This is a genomic window from Massilia sp. BAP21 (assembly GCF_057801335.1).
This window is the reverse complement of the sequence record NZ_CM173596.1, coordinates 338939-358657: the sequence shown is the minus strand read 5'-3', so window position 1 is coordinate 358657 and position 19719 is coordinate 338939. Positions and strand designations below refer to the sequence as shown.

Below are 19719 nucleotides of genomic sequence, written 5' to 3'. Positions count from 1 at the left end.
TGCGGTTCTCGCAGTGGAGATTCGACTTGCGTCGCGCAGTGGATAGTCAAGCAGTTCGATATCGTTCAACGAATGTTTGTCCTCGTCTTTCGCAAATGATAAGAAAATTTCTCCTAGATTGTGGTATTACTGAACAGTTGGGTGACGCCAGTCCCATATTCTTAACTGCGGCTTGCGCTCGTTGTAAGTCATGATTCATTCGTGTATTTGCACCTCTCATTCCGCAGATGCCTTGCATAGGTGTTATGCTAGCGTTCGAACCACAGACTAATGTCCTCACTGCGTTCGAGCCTTGTATTTACAGATTGGGGTGCATGAATGATTTTGTGGTACCGCGCCCAGCGACGTATATCGAATCGACTTCCAACGGAGCCATAGGTGTGCCGGGTTTGACGAAGCCGTTGCGCATTATGGTAGTTGACGACAACGTTGACTCGGCCGACCTGCTCGGGATGTTCCTCCGTTCAGAAGGACACGAAACGCATGTCGAGTACGGTGCGATTGCCGCGCTTGAAATTATTGGTGACTACTTACCACACATCGTAATCATCGACATCGCCATGCCGCGCGTAAGCGGTTGTGACATGGTGCGTCAGGCTCGAACGATACCTGCATTGCAATCTACTTACTTCGTTGCGCTTTCGGGGTACAGTCAGCCCGATATTCAGTTCGAAGCGCTTGCGGCGGGATTTCATCGGTATGTGGTTAAGCCCTGCTGTGTTTCAATCCTTAACGACGTGATAAGGAAATATCAGCTCATTTAGCGGTGGTGTGCCTCAAATGGATGAATCACAAACCGACGAATTTTCTTCTCGTTTAAGCGAGATGCAGCACTCAGTGCAACGTAAATTGGGGCGCTGCATGCTTCGATTGCAACAGTACGAAGCAATGCTTAAACGCCTGCTTCCTTACGCATCGTTCTCCGGCCAACCCGCACAACTGCCTGCTCTGATAGATGAGGCAAGCCGTTCTTTGAGAAATAGAACGTTGGGGACTCTGGTAGGTATGCTAACCGAGACATACCTCCAGCCAGACATATTAGATTCCCCACATCTAAACCACAGCCTTCCCAAAGAGAGCGACATCGTATGGTTTAGTAGCCGAACCCAATTAGTTTTCGATGTCGGATGCTACGAGTCCATTAAATCGAATCTCAAAAGTTTAGTGGGCCTGCGGAATGAGCTAGCTCACCATTTCGTAGAAAGATTCGATATCACTTGCATTGACAGTTGCGCTGCAGCAGATGCCTTCTTGGAGAGCAGTTACCGAAGCATTGATAACCATTTCTCGACGCTTAAACAGTGGGCAAAAACAATGGCTGAGGTTCAGACTTTAATAGCTTCTGTTTTTGAGTCGTCCACATTCCAAAACTTTATCTCCGACGGCATTGCTCCTGACGGCACAGTGCACTGGAGTGTGAGTGGTATTGTCCAAGGTCTTCGAGATGCCGAGGCGGAGCTTGCGCAAGATGGCTGGACTTCCTTAAGCTCTGCTATTGTATGGATGGGGCAACGTGTTCCTGAACAAACGCCTAGCCGTTACGGCTGCAGTAGTTGGCGACAGGTTCTGCACGAATCTAAGCAATTCGACGTCTACAGACAGGCTCCAATAGCTGCGTTGCAGGCTCAGCAGTCGGCTACCACCGTTGTTTCGTACCGGAGTCGCAGGCTCCCTCCTGCGCGTTAGATAAGGTGTGGCTAGGAGCATTGGGCACGCGGCTTTACGGACAAGGTGGTAACGAAGAGCGGACGCGTTAGCCTTGTAAAAGGCGCAGAATCCTCCATCTAAAACGCTCAGCCGTTTGTCCCGGAGTCCACTTACAGTTAGTCTCGGAAGACGGACTAGCTTCCAGTCGCTCTTAGGACCCATTCTATGACCTTGGCAACTGACCAGAAATCAGAGCATGAAGGACTATCGTTGCGCTCACAGCGAGTATTTGACATTCGCGGGGCCGTCCTTCCAGGAGGGGGGGGCTAGGGTGCGCAACAGATTAAAAAACGCGAGAAAGCTAACCCATGCAGCCCTCATCGAAACGGGCGGGCAAGCAGGGCAGGGAGCGCGCATATCACAGATTGTTGCTACAAAGAACCTATTGATAAGTATTAGTTGGATAGTACTTTCCGGATTTGTAGATGAGTAGTAAACCGCAGCTGGCACGTCAGCAAGGCCGGGCCATAGACCTTCCGTATGTGCGAGCAATATCAGCAAGTCACGACGGCAGCCTCGAGATGGATAGTAATGCTGAGCAGAGCACGGTTGTGCCAGGCCCTTCAGCTCCACCACCCAAACGCGTTCTGTAAACGCTTCGTCCGAAAGTTGGCGGCCTCACGTCCTGAGAAATTTTGGTACAGTTATGGTTGGTCTCCATTAGCCATTTAACATGGTGAACATAAAATGCAGTTGAGCATAGCCGCACCCGTACACATTCTTCTCATCGAACAAGATGACGAAGTCCGTAAATTGTTTATAACTCTTTTCAAAGGCGCAGAATGCACGGTCAGTGCTGCGTGTGAACCGGTCGAGGCACTTGACATGGTAAAACAGCAGGTGCCTGATGTTGTTTTCAGCTCTATTGTCTTTAAAGATATGGATGGGTTTGAACTCTGTCGCCGGTTAAGGGCAATGCCCGAAACCGCTTCCACGATGATTGTGGCACTGACCGGACACTCGGAAAATGCCATCGAGGAAAAAATTGCGGTAGCAGGTTTTGATAAATATCTTTTGAAGCCGGTTAGTATTTATGTATTGCTCTCGCTGCTGGATAGAATTAAAGAGCGCAAGAAACTAGCGCTTTTCGTAAAACAGCATGGAACTTCGACAATCGACATCGACAAACCTCCTCACAAGTTCTTGCACTGAAGTCCGGGGATGAAAAAGTAACGGCCGTTAGCGTTACCTCGAATCAAACAGCGAAGCGTTAAACTTTGCTGTGTTCTATCCTGTCAACAGTTCAATGCCCAGCGATAGCAGCCTTCCTGGCGTAGAAAGTCGAGACAGCATCGATTTCCTCGGCAGTCATGGGACGTGCTACGTTTCGCATTTGTTGTTGCGGGTCGTTGCGACGGTACCCTTCTTTGAACGCTTGCAGTTGTTGAACCAAGTATTCCTTAGGCATTCCTTCGAGCCAGGGTGCACCGAGCTTTTGGTCGACTCCTCCATGACAAGAAATACATGGTGCAATGTTCCGCAACGGGTCGCCAACGCGTACAAGAGCTGGCAGGGACTCGTCGTAAGTTGTCGGTGCCGTACGCGCTTTTGGAAGACTAGCGTAGTAGGCTGCCAGGTCTGCAATGTTTTCTTCTGTAAGTCCCTTCGCAAGGGCCACCATAATTGGATTAGCACGGTCCCCGTTTTTGTAATCCAAAAGCTGTTTGCGGATTACTTCCGGATACTGACCGGCAAGATTCGGAGCGTCTGACCGACTCATACCTTGTGCACCGTGACACATTGTGCAGTTCAGCGCGAGAGTGGCGCCACGACCGATAGAAGCGGACGACGCTTGTTTCGCCATTTCTGGCAAGAGCACGACATTTGTAGAGACTATCGGCGATTTCTGTTCAGTCGTGTCAAGCCACTTGCTCGGCACACCAGCAGCGCGACAAATACTGTCCCAGAGACCCTGCGCTCGGAAGTCCGCCTGAGCAGATGGCAACAGCCCAAAGCCGATTAGGACTGATGCAACAGTCAACACTACAAGGGCCGCGACGCTGACCCATGTCCATCTGTTCGTCCGGGAGAAAAATCCTTGTTCTCGCATCACCGCCCTCCGACTGGAATGATAGGAACTAAAGCTTCTGGCGTTAGTGCTAACTGTACGATAGGGTAGCCATAATTAACGACTGTAAGTCCTATCATCATCGCAACCCATAAGCCTAGCGAGTTGAGAACAGCAGGAGGTTTTGTATCCGGATGAACTGCCTTGCTGAACGCGAAACTTAAGACCGGAGCAGCTTGTCGCTTGGCTGTCGCCAGGATGAACAAGAACAGTGCCGCAGAGATTACAAGAAGCAGTCCACCGAACGTCGAAATCGTTACCGTTATCGCTTGGGGTTCCAGTGCTGGATGGGTATAGTCGTAGTAGGCCATGCGGCGCGGAGCTCCAAGCAGGCCAACGAGGTGCCACGGCATCGTCAGAATCATCATCCCCAAGAACCAGAGCCACAGTTGCGTCTTAACCAATTTTGCAGACAACGGACCTGAATTTCGTAGTTGAGGCCACAGTTCGTACGCGACCATGAAATACATGATTACGATAGCGCCGGCGAAAATCAGGTGGAAGTGTCCAGTAACCCACTGCGTGTTATGAATGGATTCATTGAGCTGGTAACTCATGTTGATGATGCCACCAGCTCCACCGAATCCGAGCATGATGAAGGCAAACGTCACCGCGAGCATCATCGGGTTATCCCAAGGCAATGCCTTTACCCATCCGAACGGTCCTTTTCCACCCCGAAGACGCCCAACAACCTCTGCCGTCGCAACAATGGTGAATACGGTCAACAGAGTTGGTATGGACACCATTGCGGTCATGGCAGCGTGTACGAACTTGAAGCCTGCACCCACCTGAGGGTCAGCGAACAAATGGTGAATACCGATTGGCATTGAGAAAACGAGGAAGAGCGCGAACGCTACCCGTCCCATGGTATCGCTGTAGAGTCGTCCGCCGATGGCGCGAGGAAAGAGGGTATAGAAGGCGATGTAAGCCGGCATGAGCCAGAAGTAGACAATGGCGTGCAGCGTCCATGAAAAGAACACGCGGGCCAGACCGGCATTAATTGTGTCAGTAAACCCCATGGAAGCAGGCAGGATGAGCGTCAGAATCTCGACGGCTGCGCCCACGGACGTCCACGCCCAAAGGTAGGCACCGGCAACGTTACCGTACATGGCCAGTGGAACAGTCGCACCTGGATTGTCCTTCTTCCATGCATAAAGGTTTATCGACATGAGTGCGACCCAAATCCACGAACCCACAACGACTAACACCACACCCAGGTAGTAGAACGTGCTTCCAATCATTGGAGGGTAAAAGGTGTACAGCACCGATGACTTGCCAATTGCAGTCGTCGTAGCCGCCATCAGCGTCCCGGCGATTACCAGCCAGAATCCCACCCAGGCCCATCGCAAACCCTTTAACGGACGCTTCAACGCCAATTCAGAGATTGCATAACCGAAACCCATGGCAACCAAGGTGGGGAGCACGTAACCCATCACAGTGCCGTGAGCCGTAACTGAGCGGTAATAATGCTCAGGGTTGTTCACCCACGGCGACAGTGGGCTACGAACGAACATCTGCCACTCACCCAAGAGGATAGCGGCAAAAAAGGCGATAAACGCTACCCAGAAGTGCGCTAGAACCAGTCTCTTAACGAGGAACACAGCTCAACCTTTCTGCCGCTTTTGCTTTGGCAAAGAACTCATCGGGAGGAATGACCTGGACCTTAGCCCACATAGCTTCATGACCAGTGCCACAATACTCGTGGCAAGGCATAAGTTGCTCACCTGTTTTCGGGAATGATGTCGTGAACGTCGACACGAAGCCTGGAATCAACATGGTGTTGGCATTGGTGCGACCGACAACAAAACCATGAATTGCATCAGTGCTAGTTCCCCGAAATGTCACTGATATACCAGCAGGAACGACGATACACTGTGGGGCGAAGGAATATTGCTGTGCGATGAGCCTCACTATGACTCGACCGTCCTTTTCAATCGAGGTGCCCAAGTTGTTTTCGACGAATTCACCCTTTAGATGGAGAGTCTTCACATCCACTGTCTCCACTCGCGATGGAGGCATCGACGCCCAGTGAACGCCCGTGAAGACCATCATCGCAATCAAGGAACCAATAATTAGAACAACAATAATGGCCCAACGGCGTTCTGCCGCGTTAGCAATGACCTCGGACGCGTGGTGTCTATCATCACTCTGGTCGACAGGATTTAGTGGTGTCATTGAACAGTGCCTCGAGGAAGATAGACGACGAAGTAGAAGAGAAAGAACATTGCGACCACGATGGCGGTCGCGACGCCCGCCACTGCGAAAGCGCCCGAGGGGCCGCGACTAACAATCTCATCTATTCGTTTCCCAAGCTCGTCGTCGTTTTCTTCAGGTGTAAGCATGCTTTCTCCTCATTCCGGCAGTAAGGTTCGCAGGTCGTTGACCTGCTTTGCATTTACTGGAGTCCCACTGTTGCCCCATGCGACGCGGATATAGGTCGTTACAGCCGCGACTTCCTCATCGTTCAAGATGTGCGAAAAGGGCGGCATCCCATGCGGACGCGGGTTTTTTTTCGTACCAGGCGGATAACCTCCGTTGAGAACCATGCGAATCGAGTTGACGGGGGATTCCATCGTTATCGATTGGTTCCCCGCTAAGGGGGGGTAGTCCGGCGGATGGCCGCGCCCATCCTCGCCGTGACACATGGCGCACTGAGCGACATAGGTTTTTCTGCCCAGTTCCATGGTTTCAGGACTTACAAGTCGAGCCTGACTCGTCGGAGGGGGAGAGCTATCCTTTTGTGGCAAAGCCTTTAGGTAGACGGCCATCGCTTTCGCATCCTCGTCAGTCATATACTGCAGACTGTTGAATACAACCTCAGCCATTGGCCCGTAGACAGTTCCTCGGTGCGAAACACCTGCTTGCAGTAAGTCAGTAATTTCTTTAATGGTCCAGTTTCCTAACCCAGCTTCTCTATTTGACGTGAGCGAAGGGGCGTACCAGTTTTGGTTTGGAATCATTCCACCTTCAAACGCCTTCGCTTCACTTGAGCCGCCGAGGGCGTTGACAGCCGTATGACACATTGCACAGTGTCCTAATCCCTTGACTAGGTAGGCACCACGATTCCATTCTGCCGATTGCTTAGGGTTGGGTTGATATTCCCCTTCCTTAAAATAAAGGGTTCGCCAGCCAATGAGCAGGTCGCGGTTGTTATAGGGGAACCGCAGCTCATGCTCGCGGTTCTTCCGCTTAACCGGCGTTATGGACATTAGATACGCATAAATCGCGTCGGAATCCTCTCGAGTCACCTGCGTATAGGACGGGTATGGCATTGCTGGATACATCAAAGAACCGTCACGCGTGATGCCAGTGTGCATCATTCGATAGAACTCATCCGCAGTCCATTGTCCGATGCCTGTTTCATCATCAGGCGTAATGTTTGGAACGTAAAGTGCTCCAAACGGAGTCGGCATAGCTCGGCCGCCAGCGAAAGCAGGGCCATTGGGCTCGGTATGACATGCTATGCAATCGCCAAGACGAGCGAGATACTCGCCTTTGTTGATGAGTTGGGTCGATGCATCGAGCCGCAAGGCCGCGCTGTCTTTGTGGAGTGGCCCCGGTCGAAGCAAATAAAGCGCGCCTCCCGCAGCAAGAGCGACAGCACCTAGTATGAGAGCGATACGAGCACTTTTACGCATAGACACCTACCGTTGGCTGCCACATGCAAATGGCATTCGGACTAAATTGGAGGGTTCCGGCGACGCATTAGCCGGCGGCGTTATTTGCGCAAGATAGCCGGCTACCGCAGAGATGTCTTCGTCGGTAAGGCGAGACGCAATGCGTTTCATGCAGTCCGGCTCCGCTGCCCGGCGCTCACCGACTTTCCATCTAGTAAGTTGACCCACGACGTATGCTGGACGTAGGCCGGCCAAGCCTGGAATGCCCGGTTCCATCCCTGTCAGATTCGCGCCATGGCATGCAATACAGGCGGGTAATCCCTTCTTCGCGTCTCCAGTGGTGACGAGCATCTGCCCACGTGCGGCCGCAGCAGCATCCTGAACAGGTCGTTCTTGATTGTTGTAGGCAGGTCTCTGAGCAGCAAAGTGTTCGGCCATTTCTTTGAGGTAAGCATCCGGAAGATACGCCACTAGGTAATTCATCGGCGGATAGCTCCTGGTGCCATTACGGAAGGCGATGAGCTGATTGTAGAGATATCCTGCGGGCTTACCCGCAATTCGGGGGAAGTAGCCATTTGCGGTTCCTTGTCCCTGTTGGCCGTGGCACGTCACGCAACCTTGGACGCGTGCCTCTACAGAGTCTAGCTTCTTGAAAGCGGGGGTAGCGTCCGAAGTCCGTATTTGTCCATGGGCAGACCAGACTATACAAAGAAGAAATGCTCCCAAACAGGACGTTGCTATTAATTTCATAAATATGCTCGCGATTCCACAGAAGAGCCTACATCAAACACTTTTGCCCGAAAGCATCAATGCGATAAAGGTTCATGCTCGTTGGCAACTTGTGACGAAGAGTGTCATTTTGAAATCATTGCGTTGAGTATATCCTGACTTTGATAGCGCACAATTGGTTGTGCATACATTCCAGTTCGTCTTTCTTTTATCACATTTATGTTTCCATCATTAGGCGCTTTGGTACGTCAAGAATGAAATAGAACCCTGCGTAGCGCATAGCCTGCGAACGGTAGACGCTCTGTCTGTTGTGAGGCACAATGACCTTCACCATTCAGTTTCTATCCATTCGTTCCGCTTTGAAAGCTCTTGCCAGGGCTTTCTTTTTTTTGCGTGAACAGAAAAGCGTCAGACGTTTGGTGGTTTGACAAGAGTCAACGTAATGTCGAGCTCAATTCTTGCATCCTTCCAACAGTAGCGCGCATGTAGCGGCAAGTTCCCCTGTTTAGGTTCGACGAGGTTACGCACGCTTCTGCCTGATGACATGGGGTGTACGAAGTGGTGAAGGCGATTTGTGAGGTGAGGATAGCTCTCAACAGCATAATGTGCTTGTCAGGACGAGACGCCTACGGCAGAGTTACGGACTCTCTGGCCTGCACTCGAGCATCAACATGATTCAGCTGTTTTACAAATTCGTCGACCGCGGCATAGAGTGGGTCTTTCGGCCTCGCTCACTTGGCCTACAACTCTTGAAGTATGGTGCAGCAATCCTGGTGACTGCACTCGGCGCGGACATCGTTTTCGGGGCTGAATACAAAAGTGATGACTCATCTTTCAATGTCCATGTGGGCACATCTGGAGGGTTGCCTGCGCTTGCTGTAAACGGGGCATACTTGCTTGGAGCTGGGTTGATTTTTCTGGGTGTTGCCTTGTTGGTACGTCAGGTTGCCCTGGATATCAAGAAGGAGCGGCGTCAGCTTCTGTTAGTAGTGGAGCTAAAGGGTCTTCATGGGGGGCCCGACACCCCTGCAAGAGACGTCGTCATGCGCGATTTTTTGGGGCAGCGTCATTCGATAATTCTTGATTTTCGTCCAAAGCGAAGTGGTGACCTCGTTGACAGGCAACTGGTACTGGAGAAGCTCGCCACCTTGATGACAATGATTGAAAGCCACTCGGCAGGTCGGGATTCCTCCGATGTGTTTGTAGCGGTTGGTGGACTCGCTGCAGTGCCTGCGCTCTTCCTTGCCGGGGTCCTGTTAGACGACGAATCCAACGTCACAATCTTTGATTGGCAGCGTGATTTTAAGGCTTGGCAGGTACCCCGCGGCCTCGACGACGGCAAGCGTTTTCGTCCGATGGTGTCGAACGTGAACATACCGAGCTCGGAGGTCGTGTTAGTTGTCTCGTGCTCTTACAATATCGATGAGCAAGACGTTGCTGATGCTTTTCCTAGCTTTCCTGTCGTTCGTCTCGACGCCGAAGAGAAGCTCACCGACAGATTCTGGTCTGAGGAAAAACAGGTAGCATTCGTCGTCGAATTTAGAGATGCTGTACAGCATCTGTTGAACACAGGCGTCAAGCGCATTCACCTTCTCCTGGCGGCGCCGTCAAGCTTGGCAATCCGCATGGGGATGTCTTACGACCGCCGGCTGCACCCAGACCTTATCGTGTACCAGTACGAGCGGTCACTTAGGCCGGTATATCCCTGGGGCCTGCATGTGCCGTCCCATGGCAAACCGCAAGCAAGTGTTGTCGAAACGGCCTAGCTTTCAAACTGTAGCGAACCGGGAGACTGGGAGCCTCGCCCGGTTGCGGCAACGTGCCAAAACACTCAAAATGATGTATCTAGCAAGGAGGGGAACTCAAAATGGCTCGTTTGATTCGAGAATTTCTTAAAGATGAGGACCGGGCACAGAGAGTGCTCATCGAAGCTTCGGTAGCAACCATGGCCGTCGGCTTGATTGTCGCTGTTATGGCCATTTCCCTTATGAAGTAGAGCTTTGAGCTGACTTCAAAAGGCGGCATACATGCCGCCTTTTTGCTTTTCGTTGATTTAGCCACACGCATAGTTTAGGTGCCACGAAACGCGCCTTAGAGCCCGGCTTCTTACGCCTGTGCCTTGCGCGTTTAGGTAGGCCGGGCCCGGTAACGCGGCACTATTCGCCTGCGTTCGAGTGGTTCCGCCAGCATGCGAACAGCTCCAGCAAGCAGGCGCTCCGCGCGTGTCTATAAGGCGCGCTCTGTATCCTCGTCCTGAACTGTCTAAGCGTCCGTCCTCAAGGAATGCAACGAGGCGCATACCTCCCCCTGAGTGTCTGGTCAGCTCGACGGTCGTATAACGAGCCGCTCCGTGACGTGGACATCGTCACCGAAGAATCGCGCAGGCTAGGCTAGCACAGTCAGCTCGCGAATCGGTTCTGTTCTGCTTTTGGTCCAGACCCTGATGTGTTCTCGTCCAACGATAGGAAAGAAAAGCCGGTCACCGTGGAAGGCATGTGTTTCGACCGCCTTTTCCCAGTCGTGTCGGTCTACTCCGCTGGGCGAAGGGTCATCCTCAGGGTGGGTATGCCAGAGGCCGAGATATGCAAGCGTTTCGTTAGAAAGCTTCCACTTCTCCTGCGCCAACCGATGATGACTCGTCGACCGGAAGAACCCGAATCTGGAGCGCTTATCTTTGCGCTGCGGAGTAGTAACCTCATCAATTACTATGTCCTCCGACTCGAGGAGATGGCGTCCAAGTAACACGCCCCCTGCCTCGCTTTGATACCAGCAGTGTTGCGCAAACGCGCGCATCTGAGCAGCTGCTTCCTCAGTGATGATGAGTCGCTGGTCCGCAGTAATCGCAAAAGTCAACCTCATGTAGTTGCCCTACAGTGCTTGCAGCCGCTTCCGAACATCGACCTCGTCATATCCGGGGCGTTGTTCGACTTTGCTTTGCGCCACCACGCAGTGACACGTAAGCCATGAGCGGCAGCTGCGGCACCTGTTCCCGTCCAGTAAGCGTACTGGGGCATTTCGGCGCCGTTGAGAGCTTCCAACATCTGCTCGGCTGCCAGGAGCGCGGTGCGGCGTGACTGGATTGCCCCATAGGGAGTAAAGGTGCTCGCGCACCCAGTTAAATTGCGAGTCAAAGTCTGACCTGGTTCCAAATACGAGGTCCTGCAAGAGAGCGAGTCAATGCCTTCGTCGTCACGGTATAAGCAGTCTAGGCAACCACGACCGCTCGAGTTCACCAATATCGCGTGCCCACCCAAGTCGAGGGGTTCTAGCCACGTGTGCACTACCGGAACACTTGGATGGCATTGCCGTAGTGCTCGAGCTAACTGACGTTCCAACGTTGGCATACCCAAGGCGACCACAAAGCCGTCAACATCTGTTTTCGTGTTGGATAACAGCCATCGGTAAGCACTGTCCGCAACAGCCTCGACCTCAACTCCTGGATACCTTGTCAGGAGCGTAGCTTGAAGCGCTCGGGCCTTGGGTGTTCCAATCCAAAAGGGCCCAAGCGCATGCCGAAATACGTTATCCGAAGCAAATAATTGTGGGTCCACTAACGTAAGTTTGCCAACGCCGCTCGTAGCCAAAGCATCAGCAACTTCTGAACCTACTGAGCCACAGCCGAAGACCGCTACATGACGACTGCCCAGCCGTAAATCAGCGCCACCTCGCTCCCGCATGTGACTAACTGTATGCCTGACCATCAACAAATTGACAATCGGCGAATCGGGGGTAGGCTGACCATTCATCACGCCGAAAGTAAATCCGATGAGTGAGCGGCCGCCGGCCGAGCGTGGCATCGAAACAAGCAGCGCCACTCGCTCTGCCTCTGGGCTATTGCCGAGCAGTGTGTTCCAAAGAGACTGTTGAGATGAGTCAAACCCATCAGCAAGTTTCTGCAGGTAGTCGACGGTCAGCGATTGCTTCGGCGCCGGTGGCAACACCGGCGATGCCAGCGCGACATAAATAGCCCGGTGAACGCAAGTTTCCTCTTTGGGGAACTCAATAGGCTTCTTAGCGGAAACCTCCAAGAAATACGGAATAGAGGAGATGTCTTCCGTCTCGGAGTAGGAGCTGACCACCCTCGAGCACTCGTCGACCTCGACGGCGGTCTTCCCCAAAATCGTTTCCGGGAGGTTGCTCCAGTAACCTTCTAGTTCGTTGAAGAACTCGACGTATCCCTGGCTGATGTCATCTAACGAGTGCTCCAGCAAGTCGAGCGTGGCGACCACGGTTTGAGCGACCGTATCCGCATGTCGCGAAAGGTCGATTGAAAGTGCTTCTGAATCGTTTACGCAAACCCAGCCCGTGCACGAAACGTGGGCTAACAATTGCTCGTTGTCCACCAGGTGCACCGCGGGTAGGGAGCCGAGCGGCGGCCAATCGCAGACGACAGTCAACTTCCATTGGTTGCCGTTCCTCGAGACGTCAAGTCCTAACGAATTGTTGCGGCTCGAGGTCACTTCGACAACGCTAGCTCCTACAGCGCCGCACAGCTCCTGTGTTTTGGCGAAGCATTCTGCTAGCGACTGCGATACCACGTCCATTTAGGCGGAGTTCCCGGTGCCGATGAACGCGGTTCCGACAGCTTTGGCGGTTGAGGCTTTGCTCGGGACAGGGAAGTCGTCACCGAAAACCTTTACCATTTTTTTCGCGGCTTCTTCCGGGAGCGTCTCTTCGTATGCGGCTTGAAGAGCGTCTCGCAGTCCCTCGAGTTCCGCTTTGAAGTTCTCCATCTGAAGCTTGGTCATCGCTTGCATCAGGTCCGAATATGGGGTCGTTGGCAGCGTGACAGTGAGACGCGGGTAAAACCCCTCATCGGTCAGAACGTACGAGAAGTGTTGCAGCATCGTGTTCACCCAATCGAGCAAAGCAACGATGTCGACCATCGTTCCAGAGGTTGTTTGGTAAGGCTTAAACCAGCGGTATGCGGCAACGGTAAGAGCAATGCTGAGCGGTCCGCCGGACGAAAAACGAACTTGGCGCCAGCGCTTGAGGTATCGAATGCAACGGCGATACTGCTTCACATTGGCACCTTCGAATCGAGTGCAGATGAGCTCGGTCAGTTGTTCAGGGTCAGAGGCCTCCCACACCCGGTTCTCGGCCGTCGAGTGCTCTTTGCCTTTGGCCAGGTCCAAGAACCCGTCCGCACGTTTGGCATAGATAGCCAGGTCAACGTGGTAATCAATTTCGCCACCGCGCATGTAATTAACAGTTACACAAGGCCGACGAATGTTGACGCTTCGGCCATGAGTGTCCAACGCATCTCTGATTTTCTTTTTCAGCTGGACGGGGTCGGGATACGTATCACGTGTGCAATCGAACACTACGCCTATATCGATATCGTAGTTGCCGTCGAGTGGTCGCACCCCGGTATGCATAGAATAGCTGCCCTGGTGGAAGGTGTCGAAGTCCGGTACGTCGTCTGGGAGACGAGCTGCGAGCGCGTTAATCAACGTGTCGCGCTTCGCCCTGAGGTTAGCTTTTTCGTCGTTCTCGCCGAGCTTGATGCTAGCGTGAAAATGTTCGAACTGTGTCTGGATAGCGGCCATTTTGAGCCCAAAGTAGATGCAGCCATACGGCCGAAAGACCTCGAGCTTTGATGCATTAGCACTCGTCGAGGGAGAGTGCTAACAAATATACACATCGGGAAAATCGTCGTCAAGACGCTGTGCTTCGGTGCCCCGATGGTGTTGGTTCCCGGCAAATGTTTGAGCACGTTGGTCTGTATGTGATGCCGTGTTAATAACAAATGTTGATAGAGTGTTAGGGTAGGGCGGTCGCTTCTGCTATGTCAACGAATTCGACGCCGCGAAATATGCCTCTTAGGTACTGCAGGCCAGGTTCGCGCAATGGCGCCGCATATAAATTGACTCGCTACATGAGGCAGCTGGCAGCTTTTAAGCTGCTCATACGACAACAACAGCTTAAGGTCGCAAGGCCTAGCTGCTCTATAGTGAGGACATATATGCAACGACCAGTCGAATTCGACACCCTTATTAGCAAAGGTTTTTTTGAGCAAGCGCCGGCAACGAAAGGCGCGGCACAGGCGCTCTTGCAAAATGTCCGCGAGCACCTAGAAGCATACGAAGTTCTTACCAAGGCAGGCCTGACCAACTCGGCTTTTGGAGCTGTGTACGAGGGTTTGTCGCAACTGCTCCAAGCGATGTTCGAGTACTATGAGGTGCGAGCATCAGGCGAACTCCGTGTATCCGGTGGCTATGTCGTATGCAAAAGTTTGGACATGCACGCGGCAGAGCTACTCTTGATTAGTCGCATGCACAGCCAGCGCAATCGCCTCTCAACAGAATGCCCCTTCCCACCTCCGGCTCCAGATGAATCTCAAGCCTTGGCGAGATTAATTGAGAAGTATCTTCCTGTTGTCCAAGAAACCGTAGCGTCCTCGCCAGAGCCTGAAGTCTCGAGCTGAGCATTTTCTAACGACCGTCTCCGTGAGCAATCACGGGACGGTCCTTCTAAAGCGCCAGTGCAACATGCCACTGGCTGAGACGTTGCAACACTTCAAAATCAGGTTGGAAAAATTTTGCAGCAGGTCGGCTAACCGAAAACGTCGGGACGGCCAAATGCTCGTTGGTCCAGCTTGATGCCACCGCGCGGTTCACCCTAGCGCAAGTTCGAACCGTACGAGCCCAAATGGCAAGTCGATTTGAAGGTGCTCTACAAGCAGCGAGCGTTCGGTCGTACTATCCAGTCGTTTCCACCGATGAATGGCCAATGTCGCACAGCGCCTGTCTCGCGGACAAAAACAAAAAGAATTCCCCGATTTGCCGGTATCCGACCCCGTTGCGTAATCCTATAGTACGGCCAGACACCTCACCGAACTGACGCGTGAGTTCATCGACCCTATACTGGAGAAGCGAATGTCCGCTACCAAAACACCCGGCCGTCATAGCCATAACAAACCACCAATCCTTACGGCGAAGAAAGCCGTCTCCTCCGGAGCCACAGCACAACGACCAATAGCGAACCTGGCTAAGGTCGCGCCAACTGTGCAGGCCACCAGGCCATCGCATACTCCGCCTGGCGCCGGCAAACAGGTCCGCGGCACGGTAGCGAGTACGCATCCAGCAACGGCAAACGATACAAGCGTGGGTAAGAATGGCAGCGGTAAAGCAAGTACTAAATCAGCTCAGGGGAAGTGGACGACGCCCTGGACCATAGAAGCGGCGAGCCGCGTGGCCAGCGCTACTGCGAGGCATGGGGACGGCACTGTGAAGAAAGAATCGTTCGCTGCAGACGCGATGTCGAAAGCAATGAAGAATGAAAACAATCGTAGGGGAACCAAGTAGCGATGGATTCAGTGAAGGACAGGGAGAAGACCAGTTATGGGTATCCTTCAGTAGAAACGCTTGTTCTAGCCTTCGTCAGGGCCAGCAAGCTCATACCGAAATCGGCCCCTATGTATGCCGACATAAGGCAGCTAGCTACTGGGAAACGACGCTTTTACAGGTATTGGGATAGCCCATCGGATGCGAGTAAAAACAATGCCAAAGATTTGCCTAGCGTCGCCTCGGCACTAGAGAAGGAGTTGGCTCGAACATGGGCGACACCGGAAATCGCCGCGGAAGTAGCAAAGAGACTTGCTGACTATATTCGCTCTTACTTAGAGGATTTCGTCAGAGCTATCTCGGCAGCAAACATTGAGACTCGCGAAGTTATGTCTATTCTCCGCCCGATTTTCTTTGCCCAGCGCATCGCGGTGGACCTGAGCTGGCTTGAGCAACGGTGGGGTGTGGGCCTCCTGTCGCGTATGCTTCCGAAGTCCCCAGATGCCTCTAGCACTCGGAGTTATAGTCCAGTTGCAACAGCGTTGAGATGGATTCGAAAGCTTGAAGGACATTCCGTTGCAAAAGCCGCAGTAGCCTCAGGCAGAGACCCTGTTGACGTGCAGGGGCTGATGGACAGATGGGAAAACGACAGAAGCAGGCCGCGTCATGACTCATTGCCACTGATTAGGGACCTGTATGGCATGAACCAAAACACGCGCTATCGGCTTTGGTTTTGGATTGCACTGCTGTTAGAAGAGGCCGGGCCCGAGTTTCGGCGAGAGATTGCAGCATGTTTGGGACGCGGCTTTGACCTCGCTACAGCAAGACGGCCATTTATAGAACTGTCCAACAGCCGTATCACAAACTTGGGCGTGCCGGAGTCGTTCACTATCCTAGACCTTCTGCTATGCAGGCAGTCGACCACAAGGGCGTCGGACGACCGTGAGAAGGCTTTGTCAGCACTTGAAGAGCTCAAGCATTTCGTCAAAGCGAACAATGGCATCGCTGAGTATCAAGTCAAGGCAATGCACGCGCGTATTGCAGTGTTCTCCCGAGAGCCGAAAAAAGCGCGAGACCTCTACGTCGATGCAATATCGCTGGCCCGTTATGCGGAGCCTACGGCGGCTGAAAGATATCGCGTGAACTCGCTGCACTTTGTGCTCATGAAGGCTACGCAGTCCCATTGAAGAACGTGACAGATACGCAGTGGCTGTTCGGCTTACACCCTGTACAAACTCGTCGAGCGCCGTATGACGACGAGACCCTGGCGGGCGCCACCGACATGAAGCGCGCGTTTGACTATGTACGATACTTTCCGCCTCAGCTCTTCTTCGATAGGGCGACAGAGGCTGACGTAAACGAAACAAAAGGCTAAATCGACGTTGTATACGCTACATCGGAGGAGAGGGCTCGATACCCCGCTGCCGAAAATCTGTAAGCGCGTCAAGCGGGATACCACGGACGCACACTGGGAAGCAGCTAGAGGTGAGGTAGGGGCGGGCAAATCCGCCTGAAGTCTGGCTGGAATCTCGGCACATTTGCGTGAACCGAGATGTCCGAGTGACATTTAGCATGTCTCTTTGGGCTGAGATGCGAACTTCGCGGTGAGCGCGAAGTGTATGGGGCAACTTGGTCCAAAGAAGCAACTTCTATATAGAAGTAGGATGCGGTGCGTGCACGCTGGTCTGCAGCTGTCGTATTTATCAGCAATACTTAACCAAATATAAGGAGAAGTGTCCACCAGAATAGAAGTTCGATGCACAGTAAAATATGCAATTCATAATTTTGCACAGTAAAGCCAGCATTTTTTGCAAGCGAGGATATGCCAGCTAGATATTCCCATTGTTCGTGGCTAACCGTAGTAATTATTCTTGTTGACTGAAATACGTCGTGACGGTACGGTAGCGGAATGAACAATCATTAATCTCACCTGATATGGAAGACTTTGCTCCAGACGAAGAGCTCGCGTTATTCTCTAAGGTGCCGCGAGATTTTCCAAAACCTGAGTACCATGGTGCGGTACCGGGAGCGCAACCGAAACTATTGATGACTAAGTGGAATGGACATTTTTACGTTCCTGGACAAACTCCTCCCGAGTTGTACGAAAGATGGGATATCTGTGAAGACCTCGCCAGGCAACTGTCAGCTAGCTCCGTCGAATCAAAGAATGGCAAGCGCTCACACATGACCGAAGTCGAAATTCTTGCTCAGTACCTTCCACGGCTAATCCAGACTCGTTGGACGTCAGAATCCGAGGCGAGATGGGTAATCCGTAGAGCGGCTGAAATGCTGGGTTGGCCGTGTCCGCCAGATGCGGTTGAATGTCTTTGAGAATTGCGTCTTCCCATCCAGGCGTGGCCGGTTGAACCACCTGCGCTTAGCTCAGCGATAGAAGTCGACACGGAAACGCACTGGTCCGGAAATCTTCACGTAGTGCCTCATCTGCGGTTCAATGATTCCCTCAACTCCGACACTCAAAAGATGTTGCTCCGGAGCAGGTTCGGTTATGCAATACTCAAGATTGCCTTCGAGGATTGTTATCTTTGCCCATACCCCTGCCGCCGTGGTATGGTCGCGCTGAAGGGCTGCGGGAACGCTAGTTTCGTTAAATTCCGGGGTGCTTTTATAGAATCGAACTGACTCGGGTAACAACTTCACGATTTCTCCTTGTTTGTGTCACAGACGCTCTTTGCAAAACCTGCGAGGTCACAACCGACTTCGTGCTGAAGTGAGGCTATTTGCTCTATCCGATTTCTCGATTTAAAAAATGATGTGAAAGTAGTACGGGAATCATTTTATACCCTATAGGCTTGTTTAAGTGGGAATCGATTCGAGACACACCGTCTAGAGATGGTGCGCTACTACTATTTGATACTGATATTAAGTAAACACGGCGCAATTCCGACATTGACCTTAATCGTGCAGCTATTTCATAATTGTCCGTGGCGGACGTTTCTAAGTCAAGGATGACGGCGTCCGGATAATACGACTTGGCAACTGTTAAACCGCTTAACCCGGCGTGCTCCACCACGACATCATATTCGTGCGCCCGAAGAAGGATGCTTAAAATCTCTGCTGCCTCAGTATTGCTAGCTATGATGAGTACTCGTTTTTGGATATTTGGATGAGCCATTGTTGAATCTACAATGAGATAAGAGTATTCACTTGCTATCGTAATGACGTTGCCAACCGCGCAGGAGGCCGATGCTTAGCACTAACTGAAGGCCGAGGAATTATTGTTATACGTCGCAGAAAAAATCAGTGCCAAACTGCTCAGCGAGAATGTGCAAACAGTCTTCCGTCTTTGCTTGGTCATAGGCCTGGTTCAAAGCCTCATGTAGCGAAACCAGCGAAACCTGAAAGCGAGCCATTTGAATTTTTGTCATCTTTTCGAGTACGTCGACCCTAGTTTCAACAGGTAACACAACACGCAAACGCTTGTGCGTACCCTCTGCTGTTGTAACGCTTGCGAACTGGTCCAGCATCGTACCCGTCCAATGTCGTAAGGCGAGCAGGTCCTGTGGGGCTCCGCCGACGAAATGATGATAAGGCTTAAACCATCGATACGCTGCTACCGTTAAAGCGATGCTAACTGGTGCCCCGGATGAAAACTGGAGGTCTCGCCAGCGTTTCAAGTAACGGATGCACCGCCGGTACTGACGCAGTTCTGCATCCTGGAATCGATTCCCGAGAGCCTTCGTGAGCCCTTTGGGGTCAGACCTCTCCCAGAATCGATGCTCAGCTCGTGAGTGTTCTTTGCCTTTCGCAATATCAAGCAAGCCGTCGGGACGCTTCATGTATACCGCCAAGTCGACGTGGTAATTGGGCTGACCGCCGAGCGAGTAATAAGCTGTGACGCAAGCCCTTCGGATGCTCACGGTTCGGCCGTTCCTCGCGAGTGCGTCCCGGACTGCTACTTTTAAAGCAACCGGGTCGCGATATTTCGACGCCGCGCAATCGAAGGCAAGCCCTACATCGATGTCGTAGTCACCGTCTGGCGGGACCGTACCCGTATGCATGGCATAGCTGCCTTGATGAAAATACTCAAAGTTTGGAACCTCGGGGGCAAGGTGACTCCGCAGGGCATCAAGGATGATGTGCCGCTTCTCCCGTAAGTTTGCTTTCGCGTCTTCTTCGCCAAGTCGTATGCGGTCGTGAAAGCGTTCGAAGGATGCTTGTATCGCAGGCATCTTTTCCCGACGGCCGTCCATTAACCACGAGGCGCCGAAAACTAAGGCGGCGAGACCAATAAGTTGTTGCATGCGTGGCGAGAGCGCAAAAAAATGAAGTTCGGTTACTCAAGTATTGATTG

At 52.5% G+C, this 19719-nt stretch carries 17 protein-coding genes; 6 read left to right on the top strand and 11 right to left on the bottom strand.

What is annotated here, in order from left to right:
• The first annotated feature begins 314 nt into the window (after positions 1–314).
• The 3 genes from ACWYRN_RS01620 (at position 315) to ACWYRN_RS01610 (ending at position 2859) form a co-directional block, all read left to right on the top strand.
• On the top strand, positions 315–764 hold the full coding sequence (locus ACWYRN_RS01620) for a response regulator (protein WP_488690831.1): 450 nt from the start codon (positions 315–317) through the stop codon (positions 762–764).
• A gap of 16 nt (positions 765–780) precedes the next feature.
• A complete protein-coding gene (locus ACWYRN_RS01615) occupies positions 781–1686 on the top strand; it encodes an OST-HTH/LOTUS domain-containing protein (protein ID WP_488690830.1) in 906 nt (301 codons plus the stop codon).
• 708 nt (positions 1687–2394) lie between these two features.
• Positions 2395–2859: a response regulator gene (locus ACWYRN_RS01610; RefSeq protein WP_488690829.1), complete on the top strand. Its 465-nt coding sequence runs from the start codon at positions 2395–2397 to the stop codon at positions 2857–2859.
• Positions 2860–2950: 91 nt separating this feature from the next.
• Here the strand turns inward: ACWYRN_RS01610 and ACWYRN_RS01605 are convergent, their stop codons facing one another.
• The 6 genes from ACWYRN_RS01605 to ACWYRN_RS01580 are packed head-to-tail and all read right to left on the bottom strand — an operon-like array spanning position 2951 to position 8142.
• Positions 2951–3757, bottom strand: a complete 807-nt coding sequence (locus tag ACWYRN_RS01605; RefSeq protein ID WP_488690828.1) for a c-type cytochrome — start codon at positions 3755–3757, stop codon at positions 2951–2953.
• Positions 3757–5376: a cbb3-type cytochrome c oxidase subunit I gene (locus ACWYRN_RS01600; RefSeq protein ID WP_488690827.1), complete on the bottom strand. Its 1620-nt coding sequence runs from the start codon at positions 5374–5376 to the stop codon at positions 3757–3759. The genes ACWYRN_RS01605 and ACWYRN_RS01600 overlap by 1 nt, the downstream gene beginning before the upstream one ends.
• Positions 5363–5950: a cupredoxin domain-containing protein gene (locus ACWYRN_RS01595; RefSeq protein WP_488690826.1), complete on the bottom strand. Its 588-nt coding sequence runs from the start codon at positions 5948–5950 to the stop codon at positions 5363–5365. Before ACWYRN_RS01595 ends, ACWYRN_RS01600 begins: the two co-directional genes overlap by 14 nt.
• Positions 5947–6117, bottom strand: coding sequence for a hypothetical protein (locus tag ACWYRN_RS01590; RefSeq protein ID WP_488690825.1), 171 nt, complete (start codon positions 6115–6117; stop codon positions 5947–5949). Before ACWYRN_RS01590 ends, ACWYRN_RS01595 begins: the two co-directional genes overlap by 4 nt.
• 9 nt (positions 6118–6126) lie before the next feature.
• Complete coding sequence (locus ACWYRN_RS01585; RefSeq protein ID WP_488690824.1) at positions 6127–7413, bottom strand: c-type cytochrome; 1287 nt, start codon at positions 7411–7413, stop codon at positions 6127–6129.
• A gap of 6 nt (positions 7414–7419) precedes the next feature.
• On the bottom strand, positions 7420–8142 hold the full coding sequence (locus ACWYRN_RS01580; protein WP_488690823.1) for a c-type cytochrome: 723 nt from the start codon (positions 8140–8142) through the stop codon (positions 7420–7422).
• A gap of 650 nt (positions 8143–8792) precedes the next feature.
• Here ACWYRN_RS01580 and ACWYRN_RS01575 point away from each other — a divergent pair.
• Positions 8793–9887, top strand: a complete 1095-nt coding sequence (locus ACWYRN_RS01575; protein WP_488690821.1) for an SAVED domain-containing protein — start codon at positions 8793–8795, stop codon at positions 9885–9887.
• Positions 9888–10506: 619 nt separating this feature from the next.
• Here ACWYRN_RS01575 and ACWYRN_RS01570 read toward each other — a convergent pair.
• The 3 genes from ACWYRN_RS01570 to ACWYRN_RS01560 all read right to left on the bottom strand — a co-directional run bounded on the left by ACWYRN_RS01570 (position 10507) and on the right by ACWYRN_RS01560 (position 13670).
• The gene (locus ACWYRN_RS01570; protein ID WP_488692758.1) at positions 10507–10914 is read right to left on the bottom strand and encodes a Mov34/MPN/PAD-1 family protein; all 408 of its coding nucleotides are present in this window, start codon (positions 10912–10914) and stop codon (positions 10507–10509) included.
• A 62-nt stretch (positions 10915–10976) separates the two neighbouring features.
• Entirely contained in the window at positions 10977–12464 is a 1488-nt protein-coding gene (locus tag ACWYRN_RS01565) for a ThiF family adenylyltransferase (RefSeq protein ID WP_488690820.1), read from the bottom strand.
• A gap of 201 nt (positions 12465–12665) precedes the next feature.
• On the bottom strand, positions 12666–13670 hold the full coding sequence (locus ACWYRN_RS01560; RefSeq protein WP_488690819.1) for a nucleotidyltransferase domain-containing protein: 1005 nt from the start codon (positions 13668–13670) through the stop codon (positions 12666–12668).
• Positions 13671–14086: 416 nt separating this feature from the next.
• On the opposite strand from ACWYRN_RS01560, the gene ACWYRN_RS01555 reads away from it, so the two are divergent.
• Together ACWYRN_RS01555 and ACWYRN_RS01550 are read left to right on the top strand one after the other, a co-directional pair.
• A complete protein-coding gene (locus ACWYRN_RS01555) occupies positions 14087–14548 on the top strand; it encodes a hypothetical protein (RefSeq protein WP_488690817.1) in 462 nt (153 codons plus the stop codon).
• Between the two features lie 882 nt (positions 14549–15430).
• Positions 15431–16594 carry a hypothetical protein gene (locus tag ACWYRN_RS01550; RefSeq protein ID WP_488690816.1) on the top strand — a complete coding sequence of 388 codons (1164 nt, stop codon included), beginning with the start codon at positions 15431–15433 and terminating at the stop codon, positions 16592–16594.
• 1195 nt (positions 16595–17789) lie between these two features.
• Here ACWYRN_RS01550 and ACWYRN_RS01545 read toward each other — a convergent pair.
• A complete protein-coding gene (locus ACWYRN_RS01545; RefSeq protein WP_488690815.1) occupies positions 17790–18065 on the bottom strand; it encodes a TehB-like domain-containing protein in 276 nt (91 codons plus the stop codon).
• A gap of 581 nt (positions 18066–18646) precedes the next feature.
• A complete protein-coding gene (locus ACWYRN_RS01540) occupies positions 18647–19669 on the bottom strand; it encodes a cyclic GMP-AMP synthase DncV-like nucleotidyltransferase (RefSeq protein ID WP_488690813.1) in 1023 nt (340 codons plus the stop codon).
• Positions 19670–19719: the final 50 nt, after the last annotated feature.